This is a genomic window from Neobacillus cucumis, from assembly GCF_023715505.1.
In genome coordinates this window covers 119208-145078 of the sequence record NZ_JAMBOH010000001.1, presented here as the reverse complement: position 1 = coordinate 145078, position 25871 = coordinate 119208, and the positions used below count along the sequence as shown (strand labels likewise).

The following is a 25871-nucleotide window of genomic DNA, read 5'->3' as shown; positions in this document are numbered from 1 at the left end:
CTTCCGGCCGGCTCGTCTTGTGTTTGTCGCCGATAGGCGGGCGCTTTGCGCTTTTCTCATGAATTATCTTTGTTCACCAAATTTGATAAAGGTCAGTTCATCTTCGATTAAACCACAAGCACCACATTGGACTCGATAATCTGGTCCGCTGTAGGGGAGATGAAATGGTTCCAGCTCATTTTCGCCATATTGGCGGATAACATCTCCGGACTGAGGGTCAAGCTTAACAGATTGAGAAACTTGTTGAATAATATTAAAACGGCTTCGATTTGTTTTACAATTCGGACATTTGTAAGGGGTTGACATAGGTTTCTCCTTTCTTACTTTTGTTAAACATTATTTTTTGCAATAATATTGCTAAATATGTAACAATGCTAGTGAAGGAAGTGTTGAATCATCAATTAATGAACCAACTAAGTTAGGGGAGAAAAGCCGTGAGAAAGATAGTACTTATGCTTATTACAATTCTGTCTTTAAGTGTAGCTGTTTCCTGTAGCAATAAGCAAGAGAAAACAGATGATATGCCGGAAATGGTGGATGTGAATTTATCAGTAAAACCTAATCCTGGTGAGGCAAATAAGCCAATCATATTTGAGGCTAAGGTTACGCAGGGAAAGGAAAAAATTAATGATGCGGAAGTTACTTTTGAGGTTTGGCGATCAAAAGATCCTAATCACGAGAAAATTGCCCTTAAACATGCAGAAGATGGTGTTTATCGGTTAGAAAAAACATTTCAACAAGAAGGTACTTATTATATTATTTCTCATGTAACCGCCAGGGACATGCATAATATGCCTATGAAGGAGTTCACGATTGGGAAACCAAGTGAGAAGGAAGATTCTACATCGGTCCACTCTATGGATGGTATGAACACGGATGATCACAAAAGTCAATAATCATACGGGTTTATACATAACAAAGACAGCCATTTGGCTGTCTTTAAGTTGTAAGTTAGTATCGTTATTCCTCTTTTTTTGCCTTAATATTAACCGTTGCTTCCTTTCCAAGCTTCTGATTCACGATTTCCTTTACTTTTTCGGAAATATCTCCTTCATATGTCGAACCGATATTTAACTTGCCTGATAATTCTTTAATACCTAATTGGCCAAAATTATTAGCATAATCCAAGTGTTCAATAACAATTTGGTCAACCTGCAGATGGTTAATTTGAACAGTTGGAGGACTTTCTTTTTCTTTTTTATCATCAGGGACACTAAGGGATTTTACCTCTGTTTTGACCTCAATAATTTTTGACTCTAATGAGGATAGCTTATTTTCCAATTCCGATATTTTTTTCGTAAAAGTTTTATTTGAAGTAAACAAGCGAAAGATGGATCGCATAAAAACCCTCTATTCAGAATTGGTTTGTTCAAAACCGAACCTGGATAACGCCTTAGTTAATCTTATTTGTAATAACCGGAAACATGCAAAAAAAATCAACGTCTACAGAATTTCTGTCACGTCGATTTGTGAGTACTGCATATCAATATTTTTAGGGATTTTTATTTCCAGAATTCCATCTTTATAATTTGCCGTAGCGCCTTTCTTTTTAACAATAGCTGGAAGAGTGATGGTATTAGAATCCTCTCGCTCCGGAATATGTTCAACGATAAGCTGATTAGAAGTATGATAGAGGCGAAGCTGATTCAGCCAGTCTTCGTTTCGAATGGGAATTCTTACAAATACATAATCATGTGTCTCAAAGGCCGATGAATTCAATGCATTGGCCGATCTCTGTTTTGTTTCTGGTGTTTGAAAGCTGCTAAATAAATCTTGACCATTCATCATATTGCCCATGTTAGGCATCATTTTTCCAATAAGATCCTGAACATAATTGTTAATCTCATCGGGTTTCATTTTTTGTAATGATTCTTTCATATCCTTTGTAAAAGGAAACATATTCCAAGGAAACATGTCTTTCAACCTCTCTAATAACTAAAATTGATTGGCAATTGGTGAGGATGGGTTTGCAATTTGATCTTGGTCACTAATATCTGTGTCACCGAAGCCATTTAGAGAAAACGAACTTGATGGAGAAAGATCCCCTAAGGCAAAATTGGATCCGATCCATTTTTGGTTAGCAGTATGGCTATTTTGGACGGAAGGTCCTAGAGAAATATTGGCATTGTTAGCAACGGAATTCGTCTTTATATTAAAAATGTTTATTTGAAAGGGCATTTTTTTCAGTCCTTTATCTCGAATTACTAAAGACGTTCGATGGATTTGCGATATCACCCATATCATTGATATCTGGATCAATAAAGACATTCTCCATGGCCGCTGTCGGCGGTGCAAAATCTCCGTAGGATGAATTTTGACCTTGGGATTTTGAATTAGCTGTATGGGCATTATGAAGGGCTTCGCCGATGTTGACAGACCCGTTGTTAGAAACACTGTTGATTTTCAGGCTGAAGATATTAATTACAGTCTGCATCCTGTCACATCCTTTATTGTAGTTATTCGTATCATATGCAACCACTCGCCCATCCGTTATCAAAACTTCAAATCCCTTAAATAGGGACATGAGATAAAATTTGCATATATAATGATTTCTTTTTAACATATACATAAGGAGAGAATTCTTTTAAGCGAGGTAATGATTGTGAAAAAGAAAACGGCTTTGATTACAGGAGGAGCTTCTGGTATCGGCAAAAAAACGGCACAACTACTTGCAGAAAATGGGTATCAACTTGTGATCAACTATCGTAAAAGTGAGTCAGAGGCAGTTTTCTTAGTAAAGCAATTAAATGATCATTACGGGACGAAAAATATCGCCATCCAAGGCGATGTTTCCAACAAAGAGGATTGCATACGCATTGTGAATGAGTCTCTCTCAGCCTATTCAAGTGTCGATGTTTTAGTTCATAATGCCGGTCCGTACATACATGAACGAAAAAAACTGACAGATTACTCCTTTGAGGAATGGGATTATTTAATCCAAGGTAATTTAACAGCGGTTTTTTATTTATCAAAACTGATTATTCCGTTGATGAGAAAACAAAGCTGGGGCAGGATTATTACGTTAGGATTTGATCGTGTTGAAACCACCCCTGGCTGGATTTACCGATCAGCCTTTGCAGCAGCAAAAACGGGTTTGGCTTCCTTAACAAGAACAATTGCAATGGAAGAAGCGGAGCATGGGATTACCGCTAATATGATCTGTCCTGGGGATATTACAAAAAAGTGGAAGGAAAAAAGCATTAAAGAATCCATTTCGTTAAGAGGTGAAAAGCACTCGGTGGGCAGACTGGGCACGGGTGAGGATATTGCCCGCGTTATCCAATTTTTAATTGATGAGCAGTCTGATTTTATTACAGGAAGTATAATACCAGTAACCGGCGGGGTAGATGTCCTTGGAAAGGCATTAAGAACTTAAAAATTAAATATGTTCAAAAGTTTTTGAACAATTTGATTTTCTGAATGAAACTGGCTGCTTTTGTAGATAATAGAATTTATTCATCTATGAAAGGAGCAAAGTAAATTATGAGTTTTAACATGAACCGAATTAATCCCAATCAAACCCAAGTGTTTTTTCATGATGGCCGCTTTGAAACGTTAACAAATGAGGAATTAAACGAATTTTTGCTCCATATGGGACTAAGTGAAGTCGATAATGACCAAAATTTATTGGAATAATTGTTTTCATACGAAAAGAAAAGCAATCGGCGCATGCCGATTGCTTTTTATGCCTCTAGTAATTGAGAATCTGTTTGGTCTGTTCCGTTTCGCAAAAAATGGAAGGTATACAAGTCTTTTGGAATTTCATATAAGTCATAAACTTCTCCATTTGCATTCAATTGCGCATAGAGCGATGCTCTCGTTTCATTTGCTTTTACAACATAAGGAAGTTTTTCTGCTGCTTTAATCGAGCGAATATTGACTTTTCTAATCCGCATAAAAATAGTCTCAATTCCAGCTTCATAAAAGAGTTCGTTAAAAAATGCCTCTTTCGCCGGGCTATTATACCCTTTCCCATGATAGGGTTTGCCAAGCCAAGTCCCTAAGAACCCTGCATTTTCTTCAATGTCGAACAAATTAATTGTACCAATGGGGTTACCCCATTCATCAAGAATGGTCCGTGAAATTATTTCACCGCGTTCTTCCGCCTCAATGGTTTGTTTCGTCATAAATAAAAATTCTTCATATGAGTCAGCTTTTTGACGTACAAAAGGGAAGACATCTGGATGCGTCATTAACTCGTACAGTGTATGGCTGTCATGAAGATCACGTTTTTTCAACATGAAAATCCCTCCATTAGGGCATTCCGATCCCATGTGTAAAGAAGCGGTCCACCCTCGAAATTTTTTATAAAATTGCGTAAAAAATTTCGGGGTGGGAATCGAACCCACTAGAACCAGTAAACTGGTGGCGCACCATTTGCCTTCCCTATATCATTTTTTTGTTACCGAATTTTGTTCGTAAACCCCCAAATCCATCAGGTCCAAAATCATTTCACTTAGAGTATAATACAAGAAAAATTTTAAAAAGGAAATAGGTTTTTTGCGGTTTTTCGCTAATATTTTTTACCAATTTTCTACACATTCTTAGCCTTCCGAATAAACGATTTCACCGCCAATCATCGTCCATTTCGGTTTCGCTAAATAATGGAAAGGGTGATGGGTCCAGAGGACTAAATCAGCATCCTTCCCTTCTTCTATACTGCCTAATCGATCGTCAATTCTTAGGTTTCTTGCAGGAAGAATGGTAATTCCTTCAAGGGCTTTTTGTTCCGGTAAACCCTCACGAACAGCAAGACTGGCACAAATATTTAAGTATTGGATCGGTGTATAAGGGTGATCAGTTGTAATCGATACTTCTAAACCGTGATTTGTCAATTCTTGATACGTTTTCCACGTTTTATTTTTTAATTCAACCTTTGATCTTCTTGTTAATGTTGGACCAACAGAAACCTTTAAATGATGTCCTGCTAGTTCACTGGCAATCAAATGGCCTTCCGTACAATGTTCGATGCGTAAATCAAGCTGGAATTCTTCTGCAAAACGAACCGCTGTAATAATATCATCCGCACGGTGCGCATGAATCCTTACCGGTATTTCCCTCTTTAACGCCATTACAAGCGGAGCAATTCGAAGATCTTCAGGATTATCCGTATGAATGGCTTTGTAGAAAGCTTCCCTAAGCATTCCCATGATCCCCATTCTAGTAATCGAATCACTATTGCCATGGCTGTGAATCCTTTTTGGATTTTCCCCTAAGGCAATTTTTAACCCAGCTATTTCTTGGATAATCATTTTCTTAATATTTTTCCCGGTGGTTTTAATAACCGTAGTGGTACCACCAATCACGTTTGCGCTTCCAGGCATCACATGAACCGTTGTAATACCGCTTTTAATCGCATCGTTAAAAGCTTGGTCTAATGGATAAACTCCATCAATTGCTCGAATATGGGGTGTAAGCGCTTCGACTGTTTCGTTGGCATCATTGCCGGCCCATCCAGTCCCTTCATCATATAAGCCTAAGTGTGTATGGACATCAATAAAACCAGGGAATAAATACGAGTCCGAACAATCGATTATTTTTACTGTTAAATCTGATTTTAAATTTTTGTCAATTTTTTTAATCTTGCCCTTCTCAATAAGGATATCAGTGTATTTGACAGGTGCTGAAGTGACCGGATATACATTAGCATTTTTCAAAAGTATTTTATCCATAGTAAAACCTTTCTTTATGTTATTAATGGTATTTTATCTATTTTAGCAACATATGTGCCATAGGAAAAGCGGACTAATAATAAAATTCTTTTGCGGATTTATTTAAAAATCACGAAACCTTTATAAAGCCGCAGCGTAAGTATTATAGTAATGAAAAAATTTATTCAATGGGGGAAGATGAAATGATAAAGAGTGAAGAAAGGCTATTAGCGGCAGGTATGTATGTCCTAAGCTTATTTTTTCCTATTATAGCACCACTGATCATTTGGCTATTAAAAAAGGAAGAGTCCTCTTTTATTGATATTCACGGAAAAGAATACTTTAACTTTTTTATTTCTTATTTAATTTATTCCATTGTTGCCGGTATATTAACCATGGTGATTATTGGGATATTCCTGTTATGGGTGTTAGGGATTGCGGCGCTTATTTTTAGCATAATCGCAGCAGTTAAAGCCTATGAAGGGAAAGAATATCGGTTTCCATGGATTTTTAGATTAATAAAATAGACTGCAGTATGGAACCCGGCATATCGATTGTCGGGTTTTGGTATGCCTTTGTTTACATATCTCATAAGCGGCCAGGTGTTTTTTTAGTCTTTTCATTTTAAAAATCTTTTCGTTTTCTTTAGGGAAACGGTTGTTCTATACTATTAGGTGTGTATCGCTACTATAAAAATAAAAGGGGTGAGGCAGTTTGTTAAACCAAACAGGATTAGTTTTAGAAGGCGGCGGGATGCGTGGGGTTTATACTGCCGGGATCCTGGAATATTTCTTAGAACAGGAACTGTTTTTCCCTTATGTTATTGGGGTTTCCGCAGGGGCATGCAATGCCGCGTCTTATTTATCAAAGCAAAAAGGAAGAAATAAAACAGTTACAGTAGAATATGCAAGTGACCCAAGATACATTTCGTGGAAGAATTACTTTAAAAACAAGCAGTTCTTTGGGATGGATTTCATTTTTGATGAAATCCCTAATCAACATGTCCCTTACCATTATGATGTATTTTATAGCAGTCCATCCGAGTTTGTCGTCGGGACAACGGATTGTTTAACGGGGATGCCCGTGTACTTTAATAAGCAGGATTATGGAAAAGATTTGCTAACCGTTCTAAGGGCATCAAGTTCTCTGCCATTTATCGCACCGGAAATCCGTTACCAGGACAAAATTTTACTAGACGGCGGGATTAGCGATCCCATTCCAATCAAAAAAGCGCAAAGTGATGGTTATAAGAAGAATATTGTCATTTTAACTAGAAATAAGGGTTATTTTAAAAAACCTTCCAAATTTCACTTCCTTGTAGACAGGAAATATCCGAATTACAAGGGGTTACGGCAGTCTTTACGCTCCAGGTATCAAATTTATAATGATACACTTCGTTATTTGGAAAAAGAGGAAAAAAAAGGTAATGCGCTGATTATTCGTCCATCCGAGCCATTAAAAGTGGGACGAATGGAAAGAAATCCACAGAGACTTGAAGAGTTATATAACCAGGGCTACCGGGACGCAAAGGCATCAATCGATAAAATTAATTCTTATTTTGAACAGTAGAGGAGAGTCAAGCAGGCTCTCCTCTACTTTTTAAAAACTTCTATCATTTTTTTCAATCCTATTAAATAAACTCTTAGTAGAGGAATCGATAAGGGGTAATCTGGATGAAAATAAATGAATATTACCGAGATGCAGCTCACATGAACTTAAATGGTAGTATTGCCGCTCTAATTCCAACCACTATAATTATTATAGGGAATTTTTCTGTTTTGAAGCATAGAGAAATCATGCTGCTGGCCCTTCCATTTATGATCTATAGTTTGATAAGTTTTCAAGTCTACCTTTTTAGAATGAGACAATCTATCACGATTAGACGTAATATGAAAGCTTCTAAGGACATTTCCACATCTATTTTTAAAGCCCGTCATCTTTTAGTGCTTTACAGGAACTCCCAGTCCTCAAGTTTATTCCTCTATTTTCCTAATGGCCATATGGCGGGACAAATAAAAAAAGTTAGAGGAACCGGTAAGATAAGGTTCAAGCTGTCGAGAACCTACGCTTTATTTAATGAAGATGTCCAAGTATTGGGATATTTTAAGCTAAAAGGCAGAAAAGCATTAAAGATTGATGTATTTAATAGAAATCAAGATTTTTTAGGCAGATTTGAAAAAAGGAATATAGGTTTTCGGAAAGCAAAGAAGGAAATTTTTGACCGTACCGGAAGGTTTCTAGGAGAGATAGAAGGATCTTCTGTTTTTATGGATGAGTTCATTTATGATCATGGTCAGCATCAGGTAGGGCGGCTGCGAAGAGGGTGGATGCCAATGGAATGGAGTCCATTATTTCCAGAACCTAATACACCTGTACTCTCACTTAAAGAGGACCTTTCAGAGGAGGACAAGCTGCTTAGAATGTCGTTATTAATTAATGAATACTTTATTGAGAGATAAACAAGACAGTTTCCTTCCATAATAATGTTTGATATGATGGATTAAAGATATTATTCTGGGGGTAAAACTTGTGCAAATTGATTTAATTAAAGGTCATGGATCAGGAAATGATTTTCTCCTTATCGATGAAATATCAAATGATTATTTCTTTACAGAAGAAGATAGAGCAAATCTTGCCAAGGTTTTATGTGACCGTGGCAATGAGCTTGGAGCAGATGGAATTTTGTTTATATTGAAAAGTGATCGTGCTGATGGAAGAATGCGTGTCTTTAATGCCGATGGTTCAGAAGCTTCCATGTGTGGAAATGGCCTCCGTCTAGTAGCCAGATATATCTGTGAGTTGAAGGGGCTCGAAAAGGCGGTTATTGAAACAATGAAAGCAAATCTAAAGGTCATGAAACAAGAGGATATATTTCCTCAGGTACACACCTATCAGGTTGAGATTTCTCCGGTCATGTTTGAATTAAGGGCACTTCCATTAAACCTACCTAAACCGACTCTTTTTAATGAAAAGATTAAACAGCTTTCAGATGAGTTGAGGTTTACAGCTCTGGCGGTACCAAATCCGCACTTGATTTCGATTGTGGAAACAGAGATGTTTCAAAATAATCTCCAAAAACAGCTTAGTGAAAAAGTGAATGGTCCCAATGATTTATTCCCGGATGGGGTAAATGTCAGTTTTGTAAAGCCGCTCGAAAAGGATTCCATTTACGTTCGAACCTTTGAACGGGGTGTAGGTTTTACAAATGCTTGTGGTACTGCCATGTCCGCTTCTTCACTTGTTACTTGTTTAACGGAATTAAACAATTATGAAAAAGCCATCAATGTATATAATAATGGCGGTAAAGTCCAATGTGTTGTCCATAAACTAGATGATACCTATTCAATTGATTTAATTGGAAATGCCACATATCTTTATCGTGCCTCCATCCAGTTAGCTCTAAATGAAAAAGCTTTTTCCGTCACATCTAGAACCGATTTAACAGAGCAAAAGACCTATGAGAAGCTCCAATCAGCTGCCCAGGAAGTAATTAAGCAAACACTTTAAAGGATAAGGCATACCACCTTATCCTTTTTTGCTTGAGTTTTTTAAAAACTCAAGGACCGGAGTAAAAGCCTGGAGCTGCTTTGTTTGAAAATAATCCATAAAAGGGTCACCCTGACTGCGGATTCGTTTAAGCGCTTTTTCCATATTAAAGAAGCCTGGTTTAAGTTTATCATTCACTTCCTCCCAATAAAGGGGAGTGGCCACACCACCATGTTCATTACCCCTCATTGAGTAGGGAGCGACAATTGTTTTTCCTTCAGAATGCTGTACATAATCAACGTATAACCTGTTACCTCGATTCTTTTTCATTCGTTCAATGGTGAAAGAATCAGGAGCCCTCGAGATTAAATATTCCGCGATAAAGCTGGTGAATAACCGTGTATCATCATAGGAATAAACATTTTCAGGCAAAGGAAGGTATATTTGCAACCCTTTGTTGCCTGAAGTTTTTATAAAACCTATTAGATTTAATTGATCCAATACTTCTTTAATCAATAGAGCTGCTTTTATGGCTAATGGGAATGAATCTTTGGATGGCGGATCGAGATCAAACACGATCTCACTCGGACCTTTGCTGTAAACTGTTTGAAAAGGGATATGGAATTCAATGGCAAGCTGATTTCCAAGCCATACAAGGGTTTTGAGGTTATTGCACAAAATGTAATCAATCCCTTCAGCTTCTTGTGTCTGCACAAATTCTGGTGCATAATCAGGACAATTTTTTTGATAAAAAGCTTCGCCAAACATGCCATGCGGATAACGAATAACTGTTAAGAGACGGTCCTTTAAAAACGGCAGCATATATGGTGAAATTTCCCGCAGGTACAGAATATAATCAGCTTTCCGAATGGCGAGCTTTTCCCACAAGGGTTTATCCGGGTGTGTTATTTCCAAGTCCTGAGGCAGATTTTTTTGGCCAAACATAAAGCGGTCAAAGGTACAATCTGCAGGTTCTAAATCAAAGCGAAAACGGTCAAAATGAGGTTCACGCAGTTGATTATCATATAGTTCTAAGTATTTCACTTCAAGGCAGATGGCAGGTTCCATATAAATAAATTGATCGTCCTCTTTGATCATATTCTGTTTTATGGCTTGCTTTAAGGCATCTTTTTCTTCCGGTTTTAAACCAAATAGCACTTGGCCGATGGTATGTATTTTTTTATCTTGATAAACACCAATATAAAAATAGCCATTTGTTTTTTCATAGGAGGTAATAAAGCAGCTGACATATTTCCAGTTTTTATACTTTAGCCATTGAAGTGTGCGTTTTCCTTCTTCCCAAAAACTGTTTTTAAATTTAGCAATAATGCCCTCTCCATCATATAAAACGACTTTTTCCCATAATTCATTAAAATCATCATGGGCTTTTACGAATTGAAGCAGCTGATTATTATACGGATCAGATTCAAGCTCAAACCCTATTGTTAAGAATAATTCCTTTAACGCTTCTTTTCTTTTAGAAAAGGGTTCAGTAGAGAATTTTTTTCCATTTAACATCAATAGATCAAAAACCATAAGTCGGCATGGAGAACGGGTTGCCTGCTCTGATATTTTTTTTTCTGATTTTAGTCTTCCTCGAACCTGGATAGCGGAAAAATTAGCTTTATACGTGTTTTCCAAATAGACAAGTTCCCCATCTATTTGCAGTGGTAAATAAGGTTTAAAAAGGAGTTCATATTGCAAAAGGAACTCTTTGATTTCTGGGAATTGCGGTAATAAATCCTTGCCATTTCTGCTAATAAACTCAATTCCCTTTGAATTCCATGTTAACAGGGCCCGAAATCCATCAAATTTAACCTCGTACTGCCAATCGGGCCGTACAGGAAGGTCAAAAGTTAAACTTGGCAGCATTGGTCTCATGGTATCGTTTCCTTTCCTTTTTTCCTTATTTTGCTTCAATAAATACTACTTCATCCTTTTCCAAAACTTTTTAGGAATGAAGAAAAAACGATACCACAAACTAATAACAAAAAGATTGGAGAACTCTTATGCATACGATGTGGAAAGGAAGCATTAGTTTTGGGCTTGTAAATATCCCCATCAAGCTCCATACAGCAACTGAAGACAAGGATATAAAACTGCGAACCCTGCACAATAAATGTCATGCTCCCATTAAATACGAAAAAATTTGTACAGTCTGTGAGGAAGAGGTAAAACCAGAAGATATTGTCAAAGCGTATGAGTATACAAAAGGAAAGTTTGTCGTTCTCGATAATGAAGAACTAGAAAAGCTTCGGAAAGAAAATGAAGAAAAGGCTGTAGAAATTATTGATTTTGTAAAAATGGAAGAAATAGACCCGATTTACTATGATCGAACGTATTATATGTCCCCAAATGAGGGCGGCAGTAAGGCATACTCATTACTGCGCAAGGCCTTACAGGAGTCCCAAAAGGTTGGGCTGGCTAAAATTATTATTCGTTCAAAAGAGCAGCTCGCCGTAATTCGCGTATACGAAAATACCTTAGTTATGGAAACCATTCATTATCCTGACGAGGTACGTAAAGCGGGAGATGTACCGAATGTTCCTGCGGAGGATAAGGTCACAGATAGAGAACTAGCCACGGCGATTATGCTCATCGATCAATTAACCACTAGTTTTGAGCCTGAAAAGTATACAGATGAATATCGAACGGCACTTTTAGAACTCATTGAGTCAAAACGTACTGGGCAAGAAACAGTAACAGCAGCGACTAAGGAAATTGCATCTAATGTTACCGACTTAATGGCAGCCCTTCAGGCATCCATTGATCGGACAAAACCTAATAAAACAACTGCACCTGCCTTAAAGACAGCGGCTGCGGAAAAAGCTAAACCGAAAAAAGCAGCTGCAGCACCAAGAAAAAAGTCACCAGCTAAAGTTAAGAAAGAAGCTTAGAGATAAATTTAAAGTCAAACTAATAAAGACCTAGAAGGCCAAGTTCTTTTAACTTGGTCTCCATTTACATTTTAGGACTGCCCATAAAATTGACTCATAGTGGAAATTATGTTATAATAAAAATACATTTTAATGTTTCGGTATTATCTTGTTTAATTGGTCGTAACTGCACGAAAGTGGGGGATTACTATTGCCTATCGTGAAGAGTTACGTTTTTTTATTATGTGAAATGGTCAGAAAAGAATAAAAGGGTGATGCAAGTATCACCTTTTTATATATTAATTTTACTAGAATAATAGTTGTTTCGATTACTGGTTCAAAAAACAGTCATAACTACTTATAAGGAGTGATCGTTTTGGCGTTTGGCAGAAAAAATGAAGAAGAAGTTAAATTAGAGGAAACAAAAATTTGGGTTTGTACTTCTGAAACTTGTAAGTGCTGGGTTCGGGACAATTTTAAAAGTAGTGAACTTCCTCTGTGCCCAATCTGCAAAAGTGAAATGAGTCAATCAACCAAAGAACTACAAGTGATTCATAACCATAGTAAAAATTTTATGTAATCAATAAGAAAGCAGGGAGAGCAAAGCTCCCTGCTTTCTTATTCTTCAACTTCTTTAGCGAATTTCTGGCAGTAAGCAAGGACTAGTTCTTCTTCATCCTCCTCTAATTCAAAGTCGAGTACCTTCTCGGTCCCGCGTTCAAAAAAGTGATAGCTGGTTATTTTATCTTCGCTTTCATTACGAACAAAAATACACTTTAAACCAACCCCTTTTTCAGAATACAATTCATCATCTTCATCCACTTCGAGTTCTAAAAAAAACTCATAGCGCTCTCCAGATAGCAAACCAAAGGGATCTTCTAATTTTTCAACTTGGTGGCCTGTAATGTTCAACCCTATCATCCTTTGCAGTTTATTGACTCTCTTATTATACACATTTTCGGTCATAACCCAAAAAGTGATTTAGGTTACTGCAATTTTTATGATTTTGAATTTAATGTAAATAATTGCACAAAGTCAACCAAACCTAAATAAATTAAGGTAAGATAAATTTATGAGGGGTTACGCATCATGGAAGTGGTATATACATTTCACACACGAGGAGAGAGGAAATGTTAACAGAAAAAGATGCAATACATATCGAATTACAACCATTTTTATTTGCTAGGAAAAATTTATACCATATACTCCATACTTTGTTTTTAGAGCAAACCAATGAAAACCTATTACGGGAATTAGGTCATATGAGGACATTTGATGAATTAAAAGAGTTTCATGAAGGTGGTAGAATTTTAGCTTCCTTTTTTAAGCAATGGACCAAGAAAGAGAAAGCGCACTCGGAAAGAGAAGAATACCGACGGTTATTTATTGGTCCTGGAATACTAGTGGCCCCTCCTTGGGAGTCTTATTATCGAAGCAAAGAACGTCTTTTATTTGAAGAATGGACTCTCCAGATAAGAGAGCTATATCATTTATTAGGGCTCCAATTTTTACGAGAAAATTATGAACCCGATGATCATTTACTACTAGAATTAGAGTTTATGATTTTTCTAATTGAACTAAGTTTGCAAGCCTCGGAGCTAGAAAAGATTCAGGAACTGATTGCGATTCAAATTCTCCTTCATAAAGAGCACTTATCCATTTGGATTCCAGAATTTTGTAAAAGGATTATCGATCATACCAATAGCCGCTTATATCTAGGGGCTGCCATGCTGCTTGAGGATTTTTTAGACTTTGATTTTACATCTTTATTGGAAGTAAGGGAGGCATTGGCAAATGTCTGAAAATAACCATTTAAAGAACTTATTAACAGATAAAATGCAGAGACGAACCTTTCTAAAATGGTCAGGCGCAATAGGAATACCAGTCATTGCAGGTGGAATAGGCACGAAGATGTTAGTGAACCGTAAAGAAGAAACTAAGCCTGTCAGTGCTAAAGAAGAAAGCCCAGAGACGATTATTTCAACTTGCAGTATAAATAACTGCGGAGGACGGTGCGTAATTAAAGCACATGTAAAAGAAGGGGTCGTAGTACGAGTCAGTACTGATACACAGGAGGGTGGAGACTTATCGGCACCACCTCTAAGGGCATGTGTCAGAGGGAGGAATTATCGAAGTATGCTTTATCACCCGGATCGACTTAAGTTTCCAATGAAACGAGTGGGTAAACGGGGCGAAGGAAAATTTGAGAGGATTTCGTGGGATGAAGCGGTTGAAACCATTGCAGCACAAGTTAAACGGATTGGTGATAAGTACGGGCCCGAATCAAGATATGTCAACTATGCATCAGGACAAAGCTGGGGATTACACGGTGGCAAAAGTGCAGCAAAAAAACTTTTAGCCCTAACTGGCGGTTATTTGAATTCCCGAAATGACTACAGTTCTGGTGCTGGTAATATTACCACCCCTTACACTTACGGAACAAATGATTCAGGTAGTAGTTTTGATTCACTATTACATTCAAAATATATTATTTTATGGGGGCAAAATCCTTCTGAAATGATTTTCTCTACCCCGTATCGTGAATATTTAATGAAGGCAAAGACAAATGGTGCAAAAATTATTGTAATTGACCCTAGATATACTGATACAGCAATCACTTTTGCTGATGAGTGGATACCGATCCTGCCAACAACAGACACAGCGATGATGGATGCCATGGGGTATGTGATAGTAACAGAAAAACTTCACGATCAGGCATTCCTCGATAAATACTGCCTTGGGTTTGATGAGAATCACATGCCAGATGGTGTACCGAAAAATGAATCATTAAAAAGCTACTTACTTGGAGATAACGATCGCACCCCTAAGACCCCTGAATGGGCGGAAAGGATCTGTGGTGTACCTGCAAATAAAATACGTGAGATTGCCCGTGATTATGCTAAATACAAGCCTGCTGCATTAATTCAAGGCTGGGCAGCACAACGTCAAGCGTTTGGGGAACAATACATGCGTGCCGGGGCACAATTAGCCTGTTTAACTGGGAATGTGGGTAAACTAGGAGGCTGGGCAGCTGGTACAGGCTATTGGAGCCGAAGTGAAATTGTTTATCCGTTTATATTTGAAAATCCAGTAAAAGCTTCCATTCCATGTTTCCTTTGGACTACCGCAGTTGAAAAGGGGACGGAAATGACTGCAGCCGATGGATTACAAGGAACAGAAAAATTAACCACTAATATTAAAATGATTTTTAATGTGGCTGGTAATATGCTAATAAATCAGCATGCGGATATCAATAAAACACGAAAGTTACTTGAAGATGAAAATAAAGTAGAGTTTATTGTTGTCAGTGATCTCTTTTTGACCCCAAGTGCAAAATATGCGGACATCTTATTACCGGGAACGACATTCTTTGAACGCTACGATATTGGTGTACCGTGGTGTTTTGGGGATTATGTGGTCTTCGGGGATAAAACGATTGATCCATTATATGAATGCAGAAATGAATATGATGTGTTTGCAGATATTGCCGATAAGTTGGGATTAAAGGAAAAATTCACAGAAGGTAAATCTATTCTTGATCTCGTAAAGGAAAGTGTAGAAAGAACTAAAAAGGAACTTGATCCAAACTTCCCGACATTTGAGGAGTTCCGGAAAAAAGGAGTTCATTACTTTATACATAACGAGCCATTGGTAGGGTTTAAAGAGCAAATTGATGATTTTGAAAAAACTCCATTCGAAACCCCATCAGGGAAGATTGAATTGTTCTCAAAAGCATTGTGGGATATGAACATGCATGATGAAATACCGGTAATTGCTAAGTATATTTCTTCATGGGAAGGGCCAGAAGACCCGCTAATTAAAAAGTATCCGCTTCAGCTTATCAGCTGGCATTATAAACGGAGATGCCACTCGACCTATGATAATCAAGAATGGCTTGAGGAAGCAGCCAAGCAAGAAATGTGGATAAATCCTAAGGATGCTGAAAAAAGAGGAATCAAAAATGGTGACCGTGTTCAGGTATTTAATGATCGAGGTTCACTCATGATTGATGCGAAAGTCACACCACGAATCACTCCAGGAGTGGCTGGAATTCCACAAGGTGCTTGGTATACTCCTGATAAAAACGGACTTGATCAGCGTGGTTCAGTCAATGTCCTTACATCACAGAGACCTACTGTATTAGCAAAAGCCAATCCGCAGCTAACAAACCTTGTTGAAGTAAAGAAGCCTAGGGAGTGAGTGATTTGGCACAGTTAGGATTTTATATAAATCAAAGTCTTTGTACAGGTTGTAAGGCATGTACTGTGGCCTGTAAAGATAAAAACAACCTTGATGTTGGTATCAATTTTCGCAGGGTATACCCCTATGAAGAAGGAACCTTTGTGGAACAGCCGACGAGGGGAATTGTTCAAAATATAAAAGCTTATTATTTTTCCATTTCATGTAATCATTGCAAGAAAGCAGCCTGTATTCCAAGCTGCCCGACCGGAGCAATTGTAAAGAATAAACAAAACGGTATCGTTACAATTGCCCAAGATGTATGTCAAGGTGCGCAGTTATGCATTAAGGCTTGTCCTTATGGGGCTCCTCAATACAATAAAAGGGAATTTAAATCGAATAAATGTGATTTTTGTATAGATTTGCAGGAAAAAGGCGAAGAACCCGTGTGTGTCGCAGCATGTCCGATGCGGGCAATTGAATTTGGCCCCATTGAAGAGCTGCGAAAAAAGTATGGCACGGTAAGCCAAATTAAAGGGATGCCAAGTAATACATTAACACAACCAAATCTTGTCATTAAACCGCATAGGGATGCAAGGCTGTCCAGTAATTAACAAAAAACTTGAGGCGGGTGATGATAATATGTCGCTGCTTGTGAATTGGATTGAAAGCATGCACGTAAATACCAAAGTAACCAATAATTGCTCCAGGAAGAAACATCTCCGCTCTTCATGTAGGACTTGTGCAGATGCTTGTCGCTATGGAGCCCTTATCATTACCTCGACATCCATTGAAATCGATCTTGAGAAATGTAATTCATGCGGTGATTGTATAATTGCCTGTCCGCTTTCTGCAATCGAAGGTGTCTTAGAAACAAGGAAATTTGATAAGGCTAGTCTTGTTTATAATGAGTCTTATATTCCAACTGTAAAAGAATTACTCATTTACAAACAAAGAGGGTTGACCGCTATTAGGTCAGGTTCAATCCCTCTTAATCAAAATTGGATAAATGTTCTTAATAAAGCCAACAAAATCTTGCAGTTATTTGAAGAAAGTCCAATCAGGATACTAGAATACCGAGAAGAGAAGAGAATGTCGAGGAGAGCGTTTTTTACTTTCTTACAAAAAGAGGGCAAACAATTTGCAAAAACCATGGCACCAGCAGCTTGGAAATTAAAAGCAAATGAATGGAAACTAGCCCGCTATTATCCTGGCTATCAATTCTATCAAGTCGATTTAGATCTTGCCCAATGTTCATTTTGTCAACTCTGTATTTTGTTCTGTACCCAAAAAGTATTTTCCTTAGAGGAAGGTTTTTTGCAGGTAGCCAATGAAATGTGCGTAAACTGTTGCGATTGTACAGATATATGCACGGAAGATGCCTTACATATTAACCGGAAAATAACAAATAAACAGAATCAAGGATACCCGTTTATGACTAAAGTATGTGAAACTTGCGGGAATCCCTTCTCAACATTCCATCAGGAAATAGACAGCTGCCCGATTTGTCGCGATCGGAATCCTGAATGGCTAAGTCCTTAAGACCTTCGAAAGTTCTTTCTCCTTAGAGGTACGAGGTACACGCCATTTAAAGGCCGCTTTTTTTACAGTTAGAAAAAATAAAAAAACACTCGGTAAGAAGTGTTTGAACTTTGAACGGTATGTATGGAGGAGAAGATGAGATTCGAACTCACGCAACGGTTACCCGTCCTAACGCATTTCGAGTGCGCCCCCTTATAACCACTTGGGTACTTCTCCGAATGGAGCGGGTGAGGGGAATCGAACCCCCGCCGTCAGCTTGGGAAGCTGAAATTCTACCATTAAACCACACCCGCATTGTTTAATAAGAACACTTATATTATAGCATAGTTAGAGTATTTTTTATATAGGAATTTGCTTCGAAAAACAAAAAGTGCTGAGGGATTCCTCAGCACTTTTCTAAGCTTCTGCTTTTGGTTTGATTGCGAACATAGTAATGACTGCGGCTATAACACTAAGGCTGCTTAGAACAATAAATATCCAATGGCTGGCATATTTCATTAGGACTGCAATCAAAGGAGGGCCTGCAGCAACTCCAATAAACCTCATCGAACTGTAAATGGAGGAAATGGTCCCGCGTTCCTTTTTCTCGATGCCTTCTGTGATTAAAGCATCTAAACATGGAAGGCTTAACCCAATCCCTACCCCGGTAATCAAAAACATAGTTAGCATATACCAAAGCTTAATCGAAAACCAAAGTGCAGCAATTGAAATAGCAGCTAGGATAATACTAATCAAGGTCATCCATTTCATTAATACTTTATTTTTCTTAATGATCTTTCCGCTGATAAAAGAGGCTAAACATAGTGCACCAAGTGGTAATGATAAAAGGAACCCTTTTTTTAAATCTTTAATCCCATACTCTTTCTCAAAAGTTTCTGAAAGGTAAAACAAGATTCCAAACAAGACGAGCATTAGAATCCCGCCAATAAAAAAGATGGCATAAAGCCAACGACCTTTTTCAGTAAAGGTCTTTTTCACATTTATAAAAAATTGTTTAAATGGGATTGGCTTTTCTTCACTTTTTGGACATTTGACAAGAAAAATCATGAGAATAACGGAAATAGCGCAAAATATAGGGAATGAAAAAAATGGTAAAAACCAGATAAATCCGGCAAGAAAGGATCCTAATATTGGACTTAAAACCTTTCCAAACGTATTAGATGTTTCGATTAGTCCTAAACAGCTGCTAACATCATCCTCACTTTTAAACATATCACCAACTAAGGGAAGGACAATAGGCATTGCCCCTGCAGCTCCTACTCCTTGAAGGGCACGCCCCACTAGAATGAGCCAATAGGCATCCGTTAACTTCCAGGCCGCCCATCCAGAAATAAGTCCGCCAATTCCTGCAATAATGAGACTGGGGATAATCACCTTTTTTCTGCCGATATGGTCAGAAATGTAGCCGGCTACTGGAATTAAAAAGATCGCCACAATTGAATAAACCGTTATAATCATGCTGGTCTGAAATGAGGTGATTGTTAATTCTTTTTCCATAGAAGGTAATACAGGAATCAACATTGAATTTCCTAAAGTCATCACTAAAGGAATGGAAGACAGCGAGACGATTGCCCACTTTTGTTTGGCAATTTCACTTTGTTTTTTTTGACCAGCCGCCGAATGTTTTTTCTTTGCTGCCTTTTGGTTTTGGCTTAATCGTTCAATATGTTCCATGAATCTTCTATCCCGCCTTCATTTTATGCTCTAACATACCACGCCGAAGAGACATGCTTGCTTGCTAATGTTAATATTGGCTAATACAATTGAAAAAAAACAAGTTTAGGGTATCCTTTAATTGGAAGTGGAGAATTAAAACATTGAAATAGGAGCGAATAATCTCAGAAGAGAATATTAATATTCAATTTTTAATTTTTTGAAAAATAATCTCTTGACATTATTAGTGAAGTTGGATAGTATAATAATCAATAAAGTAAATCATATAGGTGTTGACGAAGAGTAGTAACTTTTACGGATTCTTAAGAGAGCTGATGGTTGGTGTAAATCAGTGTAGACGTTTAAGCGAATGGACTTCCGAGCCTCCAAACCGAACCCATATAGGCAGTAGGCTTTGGCGAAGATCTCATCGTTACAAGAGACAGATATTCAAGCTTTAGCTTCGATATCGGTTGAGTGAGCTAATTTTAGCTAATGAAGGTGGCACCACGGGTCTTCCGTCCTTTTTGGATGGAAGGCCCTTTTGTATTATTAATTAGAATAATTAACTCGTTGAGCAAGAGTAGTACACAAAATTAATTCTTTCCAGAGAGTCGGGGAAGGTGCGAGCCCGATATGAATGAATTTGTGGAATGGACTTGTGAGAGGTGTCTTGAACTTTAGTAGGGACGCCCGGTTTCCCCCGTTAAAAGGATAGGATATCGGACAGAATATGTTCTGTATCTGAATGAGGGAGCAGAACTTGATCTGTTCCAAAGAGAGGTGGCACCACGGTCTTAGAATCGTCCTCTATATGCGCAATCTATTTGCGCATATAGAGGACGATTTTTTTATTTTCGAAAAGGGGTTGTGACATGAAGACAATGAATCAATGTATAATACAGGAAATCAAAGGAGATACATTAACGCCCATCTCGATCTTACAAAAGATAAGCGGAACAAAGAAATTCTTATTGGAAAGCTCTCATAAATACAATGACTCGGGGAGGTACTCATTTATTGGGGCAGATCCTGCCTTTGAACTCATTTCCAGAGGCGAAATAAATGAAATTATTTATCGCGATGGTGCAAAGCGTAAATTGAATGGAAACCCTTTAGAGGTTATGAAGAGGCTATTACCTGACGGGATATTTGACGAATGTGATTTTCCTTTTATAGGAGGCGCAGTGGGGTATGTCGGCTACGACATCATTAGAGAGTTTGAAGTAATTGGTGAGGAATATCCAAATGGCTTGGAAATGCCTGATGTGCATCTTATGTTTTTTGAAGACGTGATTGTTTTTGATCATCTGCAAGAAAAAGTAAAAATTTGCGGTATTCCATTATCAGAAAGTAGTAGTACAGCGATAATTGAAAAACGAGTAATGCAAAGGATAGAAGAATTAAAAAAGCCAAATTATTATTACGAAGAGGAACCTTATACTTTTAGCGGTTTTGAATCGGATACAACAAAAGAAGCGTTTATTAAAAATGTTGAAACCGCAAAAGAGCATATCCTTGCAGGCGATATTTTTCAAGTAGTCCTTTCAAGACGTATGAAATCATCATTTCAAGGTACACCGTTATCACTTTATCGGAAACATCGAAGCACCAATCCAACACCGTATATGTTTTATATCGACTTTGATGAATATACCGTCATTGGCTCGTCGCCAGAAAGCTTAATTAAAACACGCGGCAATACCGTAATCTCAAACCCGATTGCAGGTACAAAGCGAAGAGGAACAACTGCTGAAGAGGATGAACGGATTGGGCAGGAATTACTTAACGATGAAAAAGAGCTAGCCGAACATCGAATGCTTGTGGACCTTGGAAGAAACGATCTAGGCAAAGTTTGTGAATTTGGAACGGTTCAAATCGAGAAGTATATGTCGGTAGAAAAATTCCGCCATGTTATCCACTTAGTATCGGAGGTCAGCGGAAAGCTCCATCCGGAAAAAAACGCATTAGATGCCTTGGCTGCCTGTCTGCCAGCAGGGACGGTTTCTGGTGCCCCAAAAGTTAGGGCAATGGAAATTATAAATACGTTAGAAAAATCAAAGCGCGGTCTTTATTCCGGAGCAGTTGGCTATGTGTCAGTAAACGGAAATATGGATTTCGCCTTGGCGATTCGTACCATGATCATCAAAGACGGTGAGGCAATTATTCAAGCAGGTGCAGGTATTGTTCACGATTCAAATCCAGAGTCTGAATATGAGGAAACACTAAACAAGTTGAGATCCTTTTTGGAGGGTGAAAAATGATTTTATTAATTGATAATTTTGATTCGTTTACCTTTAATCTTTATCAATACCTAGGGGAACTGGGTGAGGAGGTTGTTGTTTATCGGAATAATCAGCTGAGTATGGAACAAATTCAAAATTTGAACCCGAAAGCGATTATTTTATCACCTGGGCCTGGCCGGCCTGAGGATGCCGGTATTTGTATAAAATTAATCCAAACTTTCCATAAGACCATTCCTTTACTAGGTATATGTCTTGGTCATCAAGCAATTGGCGCAGCCTTTGGAAGTGAAGTGCGGCGGGCTCATCACATTAAACATGGGAAAACTTCCTTCATCACACATCATGGTAATGAAGTATTTGCAAACCTAAGTACTCCATTAGAGGTAATGCGTTATCATTCGTTGACGTTAGAAAAAAGTAATCTCTCAGAGGAGTTGGAGTGCATTGCTCATTCGAACGATGACCATGAAATTATGGCGATAAAACATAAGAAATATCCGGTTTACGGGCTGCAATTTCATCCGGAATCAATTGGAACTCCGGATGGAAAACAAATGTTAAAAAACTTTTTAATCGAAATAGAAGGGACGAGGGAAAATGAAAAACTATCTACTTCAATTAGCTGAGCAGCGATCCTTTTCTGAAGAGCAAATGCAAGAAGCAGTTGATTTTATCTTAGGAGAAGAAGTTTCTGAATCTGAAATTGCCGCCTTTTTAATGGGGTTAAAGTCTAAGGGTGAAACAGTTGACGAAATCGCTGGAATTGTTCGGGCTATGAAGGGTAATACCCTTAGCTTTAAGCAGAAATTTCCGAATGTTCTGGATAACTGCGGGACTGGCGGAGACGGTTCATCAAGCTTTAATGTTAGTACAACTTCAGCCTTTGTTATTGCTGGTGCAGGAATTCCAGTCGCTAAGCACGGCAATAGAAGCATCTCAAGTAAAACAGGAAGTGCAGATGTCCTTGAGTATCTGGGAGTTAATCTAAATTTACCCTCTGAAAGGACGGAAGAAATACTTCATGAAATCGGGATCGCCTTTTTATTCGCTCCACATGTTCATCCAAAATTAAAGAAAGTGATGACAGTACGCAAAGAATTGAAAATTCCCACGGTCTTTAATTATATTGGCCCATTAACCAATCCAATTGAACTCGATTATCAATTGTTAGGCGTTAATCGCAGGGATTTATTAAATGTATTTGCAGAAGTACTCAAAAGATTAGGGCGTAAAAGGGCGGTTGTCATAAATGGTGCTGGTTTTATGGATGAAGCTTCTCTTCAGGGAGAAAATCATTATACCCTTTTGGAGGATGGAAAAATTACTAGTCATATATTTACACCTGAAGACGTTAATCTCCCGCAATATGATAACAGCCAGATAAAGGGCGGGGATTCAAAAGAAAATGGGGAAATCTTATTAAAAGTACTAAAAGGGGAAAAAGGTGCCCCTCGTGATACAGTATTATTAAATGCTGGAATGGGTATTTATACAGCTGGAAAAGCTAGTTCCATTATTGAAGGTATTGATGTAGCCAAGGAAATAATCGATTCAGGTGCGGCATATGCAAAACTGACAACTCTTATCGAAAAATCTAAATTAGGCCAGAAAGAGGCGATTTAAGTGGAAACCATTCTTGACCGGATCATTGAACAGAAGAAAAAAGAGGTCCAGCTGCTTCAAGAAAGGACAGAAATCATTCATCAAACAGCTTATCCAAAAAGATCCTTTTTAGAAAAACTGCAAACAGCTAAGGAACTTTCTATCATTGCCGAATATAAACGAGCATCTCCATCAAAGGGATTAATCAATAATGGAGTGGAACCGGAAGTACAGGCCGCAATTTATGAGAAATCAGGAGCCTCTGCCATTTCTGTATTAACGGATTCCACCTTTTTTCAAGGCTCTTTTGCCGACTTGAAAGCAGTCCGTAAAGCAGTAAACCTGCCAATTTTATGTAAGGATTTTATTATTAGCCCATTACAGATTGATGTTGCAGCTGCCAATGGGGCTGACATCATATTGCTAATCGTTGCAGCGTTAGAAGAAAGCAGTTTGGCTGAGCTCTTTCATTACGCGAAATCAAAAGGCTTGGAAGTGCTTGTAGAGGTCCATAACAAAAATGAATTAGAAAAAGCGCTTAAAACAGGAGCAAAGTTAATTGGTGTCAATAACCGTGACTTAAAGACATTTAAAGTTTCATTAGAAGTAACCGAACAATTAGCGTCGATTGTAAAAAAATCAGGAGCTTATTTAATAAGTGAAAGTGGAATCCATACTGAGCAGGATGCTGATAGGGTTCGAAATGCGGGTGCAAATGGAATTTTAGTAGGAGAGGCCTTAATGGTGAGTCAGGATATTGAAAAATCCTTCTCTAATCTCAGACTACCACTTCAAGAGGGTGTTATAAATGAACATTAAGGTAAAAATCTGTGGACTCATGGATAGCCAGACCGCGCTTAAAGCTGTGGAGTATGGCGCAGATGCCATCGGTTTAGTATTTGCAGAAAGTAAGAGGAAGGTAACACCAGATAAAGCACAAGAAATCGTTTCTTGCTTACCAGCAAATGTTATGAAAATTGGTGTTTTTGTTAATGAAACGAAGGAAGAGATTGAAAGGATTGCGTCTCTAGTTGGTTTAACCCATATTCAACTTCATGGTGAGGAGTCCGCTGCCTTTTCTCAATCGCTTCCGCTAGCGATTGTAAAAGCGATCAGCTTTGAGGATAATGAAGCCTTAGAAGGGATTGTTCAATTCCCAGCCGATTATATTTTGCTCGATGGACCAAAAGGAAAATATCGGGGCGGAAATGGAACATCGTTTGATTGGAGGCAAGTTAACACTTTATGTTTGAAAGGAAAAAAAATCATTCTTGCCGGGGGATTACATCTTGAAAATATCACTGAGGCCGTACAGATCATTAACCCTTATATGGTCGATGTAAGCTCTGGCGTTGAAACAAATGGAGTAAAAGATCTTGTGAAAATAAAAGCATTTATTGAAAAGGTGAAAACTATACCAATTGGAGGAAAACAAAATGAGCACTTATACATTGCCGAATGAAAAAGGCCATTTCGGAATATTTGGAGGAAGATTTGTACCGGAAACACTGATGAAGGCGGTAATTGAATTAAATGAGGCTTATGAAGAGGCAAAAAAGGATCCTGCTTTTCATGCTGAGATTACTAGATTAGCGAGTGAGTATGTTGGTAGAGAGACACCATTATATTTTGCGGAAAACTTGTCCAAACATGCGGGCGGGGCAAATATTTACCTAAAAAGAGAAGATTTGAACCATACGGGTGCCCATAAAATAAATAATGCGATAGGTCAAGCATTGCTTGCTGTACGTATGGGGAAAAGAAGAATCGTTGCCGAAACAGGAGCAGGTCAGCATGGTGTCGCAACAGCAACGGTTTGTGCATTATTAAATCTCGATTGTATTATTTTTATGGGTGAGGAAGATATAAAACGACAGGCGTTAAATGTCTTCCGGATGGAATTACTCGGTGCCAAGGTTGTGGGCGTGTCATCAGGCAGTGCCACTCTTAAGGATGCTGTCAATGAAGCATTAAGGTATTGGGTGACCAATGTGGATGATACACACTATTTACTTGGTTCAGCTATGGGGCCGCATCCATTTCCAATGATGGTGAGAGATTTTCAAAGTGTCATCGGCAAGGAGACGAGAGAACAATTTCTTGCGCGCGAAGGCCGTCTGCCTGAAGCTGTTGTTGCTTGTATCGGAGGCGGTAGTAATGCAATCGGAATGTTTTATCCATTTATTGAGGATAAGGAAGTTCGTTTATATGGGGTCGAAGCTGCAGGGCAGGGTGTGGAAACTGAGTTCCATGCTGCGTCCTTAACAAAAGGGAAACCAGGGGTTCTCCATGGTTCATTAATGTATCTATTGCAAAATGAAGATGGTCAAATTCAAGAGGCCCATTCCATTTCGGCAGGACTTGATTATCCGGGAGTAGGTCCTGAACACAGCTACTTAAAAGACAGCGGCCGGGCTAATTATGTATCGATTACCGATCAAGAGGCACTTGATGCTTTTCAACTTTTATCAAAACTGGAAGGGATTATTCCTGCGCTAGAGAGTTCTCATGCGGTTGCCTACGCTATCAAGCTTGCAGCTGAAATGAAAGACAATGAAAATATCGTCGTTTGTTTATCCGGTCGTGGAGATAAGGATGTAGATGCAGTAAAAGCAAGACTTGAGGGGAGGAACTAA

29 protein-coding genes, 2 tRNA genes and 2 other annotated features are annotated in these 25871 nt (G+C 38.3%); of the genes, 19 read left to right on the top strand and 12 right to left on the bottom strand.

Going from position 1 to position 25871, the window contains the following annotated elements:
* Nucleotides 1-63: 63 nt before the first annotated feature.
* Nucleotides 64-306, bottom strand: a complete 243-nt coding sequence (locus M3226_RS00760) for a DNA alkylation repair protein (RefSeq protein WP_251561689.1) — start codon at nt 304-306, stop codon at nt 64-66.
* Nucleotides 307-434: 128 nt separating this feature from the next.
* On the opposite strand from M3226_RS00760, the gene M3226_RS00755 reads away from it, so the two are divergent.
* Nucleotides 435-896 carry a FixH family protein gene (locus tag M3226_RS00755; protein WP_251561687.1) on the top strand — a complete coding sequence of 154 codons (462 nt, stop codon included), beginning with the start codon at nt 435-437 and terminating at the stop codon, nt 894-896.
* 64 nt (nt 897-960) lie between these two features.
* Here M3226_RS00755 and M3226_RS00750 read toward each other — a convergent pair whose 3' ends face one another.
* The 4 genes from M3226_RS00750 to M3226_RS00735 all read right to left on the bottom strand — a co-directional run bounded on the left by M3226_RS00750 (nt 961) and on the right by M3226_RS00735 (nt 2434).
* Complete coding sequence (locus tag M3226_RS00750) at nt 961-1341, bottom strand: hypothetical protein (RefSeq protein ID WP_251561685.1); 381 nt, start codon at nt 1339-1341, stop codon at nt 961-963.
* A gap of 102 nt (nt 1342-1443) precedes the next feature.
* Nucleotides 1444-1914 (bottom strand): Hsp20/alpha crystallin family protein, encoded by a 471-nt coding sequence (locus M3226_RS00745; RefSeq protein WP_251561683.1) that lies wholly within the window; start codon nt 1912-1914, stop codon nt 1444-1446.
* Between the two features lie 21 nt (nt 1915-1935).
* Nucleotides 1936-2178 carry a spore germination protein gene (locus tag M3226_RS00740; protein ID WP_098529384.1) on the bottom strand — a complete coding sequence of 81 codons (243 nt, stop codon included), beginning with the start codon at nt 2176-2178 and terminating at the stop codon, nt 1936-1938.
* A 13-nt stretch (nt 2179-2191) separates the two neighbouring features.
* Entirely contained in the window at nt 2192-2434 is a 243-nt protein-coding gene (locus tag M3226_RS00735) for a spore germination protein (RefSeq protein WP_144562888.1), read from the bottom strand.
* 168 nt (nt 2435-2602) lie between these two features.
* On the opposite strand from M3226_RS00735, the gene M3226_RS00730 reads away from it, so the two are divergent.
* Nucleotides 2603-3376, top strand: a complete 774-nt coding sequence (locus tag M3226_RS00730) for an SDR family oxidoreductase (RefSeq protein ID WP_251561681.1) — start codon at nt 2603-2605, stop codon at nt 3374-3376.
* A gap of 107 nt (nt 3377-3483) precedes the next feature.
* Nucleotides 3484-3636: a hypothetical protein gene (locus M3226_RS00725; RefSeq protein ID WP_251561679.1), complete on the top strand. Its 153-nt coding sequence runs from the start codon at nt 3484-3486 to the stop codon at nt 3634-3636.
* A 47-nt stretch (nt 3637-3683) separates the two neighbouring features.
* On the opposite strand, the gene M3226_RS00720 is transcribed toward M3226_RS00725, so the two are convergent.
* Together M3226_RS00720 and M3226_RS00715 are read right to left on the bottom strand one after the other, a co-directional pair.
* On the bottom strand, nt 3684-4241 hold the full coding sequence (locus M3226_RS00720; RefSeq protein WP_098529381.1) for a GNAT family N-acetyltransferase: 558 nt from the start codon (nt 4239-4241) through the stop codon (nt 3684-3686).
* Between the two features lie 303 nt (nt 4242-4544).
* Entirely contained in the window at nt 4545-5672 is a 1128-nt protein-coding gene (locus M3226_RS00715) for an amidohydrolase (RefSeq protein ID WP_251561677.1), read from the bottom strand.
* Nucleotides 5673-5854: 182 nt separating this feature from the next.
* On the opposite strand from M3226_RS00715, the gene M3226_RS00710 reads away from it, so the two are divergent.
* From M3226_RS00710 to dapF, 4 genes are all read left to right on the top strand, one after another.
* Nucleotides 5855-6178, top strand: a complete 324-nt coding sequence (locus M3226_RS00710) for a DUF4870 domain-containing protein (RefSeq protein WP_251561676.1) — start codon at nt 5855-5857, stop codon at nt 6176-6178.
* 187 nt (nt 6179-6365) lie between these two features.
* Nucleotides 6366-7220 (top strand): patatin-like phospholipase family protein, encoded by an 855-nt coding sequence (locus M3226_RS00705; protein ID WP_251561674.1) that lies wholly within the window; start codon nt 6366-6368, stop codon nt 7218-7220.
* Between the two features lie 104 nt (nt 7221-7324).
* Nucleotides 7325-8110 (top strand): hypothetical protein, encoded by a 786-nt coding sequence (locus tag M3226_RS00700; protein ID WP_251561672.1) that lies wholly within the window; start codon nt 7325-7327, stop codon nt 8108-8110.
* Between the two features lie 70 nt (nt 8111-8180).
* Complete coding sequence (dapF, locus tag M3226_RS00695) at nt 8181-9158, top strand: diaminopimelate epimerase (RefSeq protein WP_251561671.1); 978 nt, start codon at nt 8181-8183, stop codon at nt 9156-9158.
* An 18-nt stretch (nt 9159-9176) separates the two neighbouring features.
* On the opposite strand, the gene M3226_RS00690 is transcribed toward dapF, so the two are convergent.
* Nucleotides 9177-11018, bottom strand: coding sequence for a DNA ligase D (locus tag M3226_RS00690; protein WP_251562326.1), 1842 nt, complete (start codon nt 11016-11018; stop codon nt 9177-9179).
* 128 nt (nt 11019-11146) lie between these two features.
* Between M3226_RS00690 and ku the strand changes: the two genes are divergently transcribed.
* Together ku and M3226_RS00680 are read left to right on the top strand one after the other, a co-directional pair.
* Nucleotides 11147-12034 carry a non-homologous end joining protein Ku gene (gene ku / locus M3226_RS00685; RefSeq protein ID WP_251561669.1) on the top strand — a complete coding sequence of 296 codons (888 nt, stop codon included), beginning with the start codon at nt 11147-11149 and terminating at the stop codon, nt 12032-12034.
* Between the two features lie 355 nt (nt 12035-12389).
* Nucleotides 12390-12593 carry a cold-shock protein gene (locus M3226_RS00680; RefSeq protein ID WP_251561667.1) on the top strand — a complete coding sequence of 68 codons (204 nt, stop codon included), beginning with the start codon at nt 12390-12392 and terminating at the stop codon, nt 12591-12593.
* 38 nt (nt 12594-12631) lie between these two features.
* Here the strand turns inward: M3226_RS00680 and M3226_RS00675 are convergent, their stop codons facing one another.
* Complete coding sequence (locus M3226_RS00675; protein WP_251562324.1) at nt 12632-12934, bottom strand: DUF6509 family protein; 303 nt, start codon at nt 12932-12934, stop codon at nt 12632-12634.
* A gap of 209 nt (nt 12935-13143) precedes the next feature.
* Here M3226_RS00675 and M3226_RS00670 point away from each other — a divergent pair, with 209 nt between their 5' ends.
* Genes M3226_RS00670 through M3226_RS00655 form a run of 4 tightly spaced genes read left to right on the top strand, consistent with a single transcriptional unit; the run spans nt 13144 to nt 17734 of the window.
* Nucleotides 13144-13815 (top strand): TorD/DmsD family molecular chaperone, encoded by a 672-nt coding sequence (locus M3226_RS00670; RefSeq protein ID WP_251561665.1) that lies wholly within the window; start codon nt 13144-13146, stop codon nt 13813-13815.
* Nucleotides 13808-16213 carry a DMSO/selenate family reductase complex A subunit gene (locus M3226_RS00665; protein WP_251561663.1) on the top strand — a complete coding sequence of 802 codons (2406 nt, stop codon included), beginning with the start codon at nt 13808-13810 and terminating at the stop codon, nt 16211-16213. Before M3226_RS00670 ends, M3226_RS00665 begins: the two co-directional genes overlap by 8 nt.
* Before the next feature lie 5 nt (nt 16214-16218).
* Nucleotides 16219-16806 carry a DMSO/selenate family reductase complex B subunit gene (locus tag M3226_RS00660; protein WP_251561661.1) on the top strand — a complete coding sequence of 196 codons (588 nt, stop codon included), beginning with the start codon at nt 16219-16221 and terminating at the stop codon, nt 16804-16806.
* A gap of 28 nt (nt 16807-16834) precedes the next feature.
* Entirely contained in the window at nt 16835-17734 is a 900-nt protein-coding gene (locus M3226_RS00655; protein ID WP_251561660.1) for a 4Fe-4S binding protein, read from the top strand.
* 124 nt (nt 17735-17858) lie between these two features.
* Here the strand turns inward: M3226_RS00655 and M3226_RS00650 are convergent.
* The 3 genes from M3226_RS00650 to M3226_RS00640 all read right to left on the bottom strand — a co-directional run bounded on the left by M3226_RS00650 (nt 17859) and on the right by M3226_RS00640 (nt 19408).
* Nucleotides 17859-17950 (bottom strand) — tRNA-Ser (locus M3226_RS00650).
* Nucleotides 17951-17953: 3 nt separating this feature from the next.
* Nucleotides 17954-18027 (bottom strand) — tRNA-Gly (locus tag M3226_RS00645).
* 103 nt (nt 18028-18130) lie between these two features.
* Nucleotides 18131-19408, bottom strand: coding sequence for an MFS transporter (locus M3226_RS00640; RefSeq protein WP_285857672.1), 1278 nt, complete (start codon nt 19406-19408; stop codon nt 18131-18133).
* Between the two features lie 263 nt (nt 19409-19671).
* Nucleotides 19672-19916 (top strand) — a binding site (T-box leader).
* A 35-nt stretch (nt 19917-19951) separates the two neighbouring features.
* Nucleotides 19952-20201 (top strand) — a binding site (T-box leader).
* Between the two features lie 61 nt (nt 20202-20262).
* Here M3226_RS00640 and trpE point away from each other — a divergent pair.
* Genes trpE through trpB form a run of 6 tightly spaced genes read left to right on the top strand, consistent with a single transcriptional unit; the run spans nt 20263 to nt 25871 of the window.
* On the top strand, nt 20263-21651 hold the full coding sequence (trpE, locus tag M3226_RS00635) for an anthranilate synthase component I (RefSeq protein WP_251561658.1): 1389 nt from the start codon (nt 20263-20265) through the stop codon (nt 21649-21651).
* Nucleotides 21648-22259: an anthranilate synthase component II gene (locus tag M3226_RS00630; RefSeq protein ID WP_251561656.1), complete on the top strand. Its 612-nt coding sequence runs from the start codon at nt 21648-21650 to the stop codon at nt 22257-22259. The genes trpE and M3226_RS00630 overlap by 4 nt, the downstream gene beginning before the upstream one ends.
* Nucleotides 22231-23256 carry an anthranilate phosphoribosyltransferase gene (trpD, locus tag M3226_RS00625; protein WP_251561655.1) on the top strand — a complete coding sequence of 342 codons (1026 nt, stop codon included), beginning with the start codon at nt 22231-22233 and terminating at the stop codon, nt 23254-23256. The genes M3226_RS00630 and trpD overlap by 29 nt, the downstream gene beginning before the upstream one ends.
* Entirely contained in the window at nt 23257-24054 is a 798-nt protein-coding gene (gene trpC, locus M3226_RS00620; protein ID WP_251561653.1) for an indole-3-glycerol phosphate synthase TrpC, read from the top strand. It abuts the gene before it with no gap.
* Entirely contained in the window at nt 24050-24697 is a 648-nt protein-coding gene (locus tag M3226_RS00615) for a phosphoribosylanthranilate isomerase (RefSeq protein WP_251562320.1), read from the top strand. Before trpC ends, M3226_RS00615 begins: the two co-directional genes overlap by 5 nt.
* On the top strand, nt 24672-25871 hold the full coding sequence (trpB, locus tag M3226_RS00610) for a tryptophan synthase subunit beta (protein WP_251561651.1): 1200 nt from the start codon (nt 24672-24674) through the stop codon (nt 25869-25871). The genes M3226_RS00615 and trpB overlap by 26 nt, the downstream gene beginning before the upstream one ends.

What these genes read in the sequence shown, in the direction of transcription:
- M3226_RS00750 (WP_251561685.1), bottom strand. Translation starts at nt 1,341, where the DNA reads ATGCGATCCATCTTTCGCTTGTTTACTTCAAATAAAACTTTTACGAAA.
- M3226_RS00630 (WP_251561656.1), top strand. Translation starts at nt 21,648, where the DNA reads ATGATTTTATTAATTGATAATTTTGATTCGTTTACCTTTAATCTTTAT.
- M3226_RS00760 (WP_251561689.1), bottom strand. Translation starts at nt 306, where the DNA reads ATGTCAACCCCTTACAAATGTCCGAATTGTAAAACAAATCGAAGCCGT.
- M3226_RS00670 (WP_251561665.1), top strand. Translation starts at nt 13,144, where the DNA reads ATGTTAACAGAAAAAGATGCAATACATATCGAATTACAACCATTTTTA.
- trpE (WP_251561658.1), top strand. Translation starts at nt 20,263, where the DNA reads ATGAAGACAATGAATCAATGTATAATACAGGAAATCAAAGGAGATACA.
- M3226_RS00745 (WP_251561683.1), bottom strand. Translation starts at nt 1,914, where the DNA reads ATGTTTCCTTGGAATATGTTTCCTTTTACAAAGGATATGAAAGAATCA.
- M3226_RS00640 (WP_285857672.1), bottom strand. Translation starts at nt 19,408, where the DNA reads ATGGAACATATTGAACGATTAAGCCAAAACCAAAAGGCAGCAAAGAAA.
- M3226_RS00665 (WP_251561663.1), top strand. Translation starts at nt 13,808, where the DNA reads ATGTCTGAAAATAACCATTTAAAGAACTTATTAACAGATAAAATGCAG.
- M3226_RS00735 (WP_144562888.1), bottom strand. Translation starts at nt 2,434, where the DNA reads ATGCAGACTGTAATTAATATCTTCAGCCTGAAAATCAACAGTGTTTCT.
- ku (WP_251561669.1), top strand. Translation starts at nt 11,147, where the DNA reads ATGCATACGATGTGGAAAGGAAGCATTAGTTTTGGGCTTGTAAATATC.
- trpD (WP_251561655.1), top strand. Translation starts at nt 22,231, where the DNA reads ATGAAAAACTATCTACTTCAATTAGCTGAGCAGCGATCCTTTTCTGAA.
- M3226_RS00700 (WP_251561672.1), top strand. Translation starts at nt 7,325, where the DNA reads ATGAAAATAAATGAATATTACCGAGATGCAGCTCACATGAACTTAAAT.
- M3226_RS00690 (WP_251562326.1), bottom strand. Translation starts at nt 11,018, where the DNA reads ATGAGACCAATGCTGCCAAGTTTAACTTTTGACCTTCCTGTACGGCCC.
- M3226_RS00710 (WP_251561676.1), top strand. Translation starts at nt 5,855, where the DNA reads ATGATAAAGAGTGAAGAAAGGCTATTAGCGGCAGGTATGTATGTCCTA.
- M3226_RS00675 (WP_251562324.1), bottom strand. Translation starts at nt 12,934, where the DNA reads ATGATAGGGTTGAACATTACAGGCCACCAAGTTGAAAAATTAGAAGAT.
- M3226_RS00655 (WP_251561660.1), top strand. Translation starts at nt 16,835, where the DNA reads ATGTCGCTGCTTGTGAATTGGATTGAAAGCATGCACGTAAATACCAAA.
- M3226_RS00715 (WP_251561677.1), bottom strand. Translation starts at nt 5,672, where the DNA reads ATGGATAAAATACTTTTGAAAAATGCTAATGTATATCCGGTCACTTCA.
- M3226_RS00725 (WP_251561679.1), top strand. Translation starts at nt 3,484, where the DNA reads ATGAGTTTTAACATGAACCGAATTAATCCCAATCAAACCCAAGTGTTT.
- trpB (WP_251561651.1), top strand. Translation starts at nt 24,672, where the DNA reads ATGAGCACTTATACATTGCCGAATGAAAAAGGCCATTTCGGAATATTT.
- M3226_RS00740 (WP_098529384.1), bottom strand. Translation starts at nt 2,178, where the DNA reads ATGCCCTTTCAAATAAACATTTTTAATATAAAGACGAATTCCGTTGCT.
- M3226_RS00720 (WP_098529381.1), bottom strand. Translation starts at nt 4,241, where the DNA reads ATGTTGAAAAAACGTGATCTTCATGACAGCCATACACTGTACGAGTTA.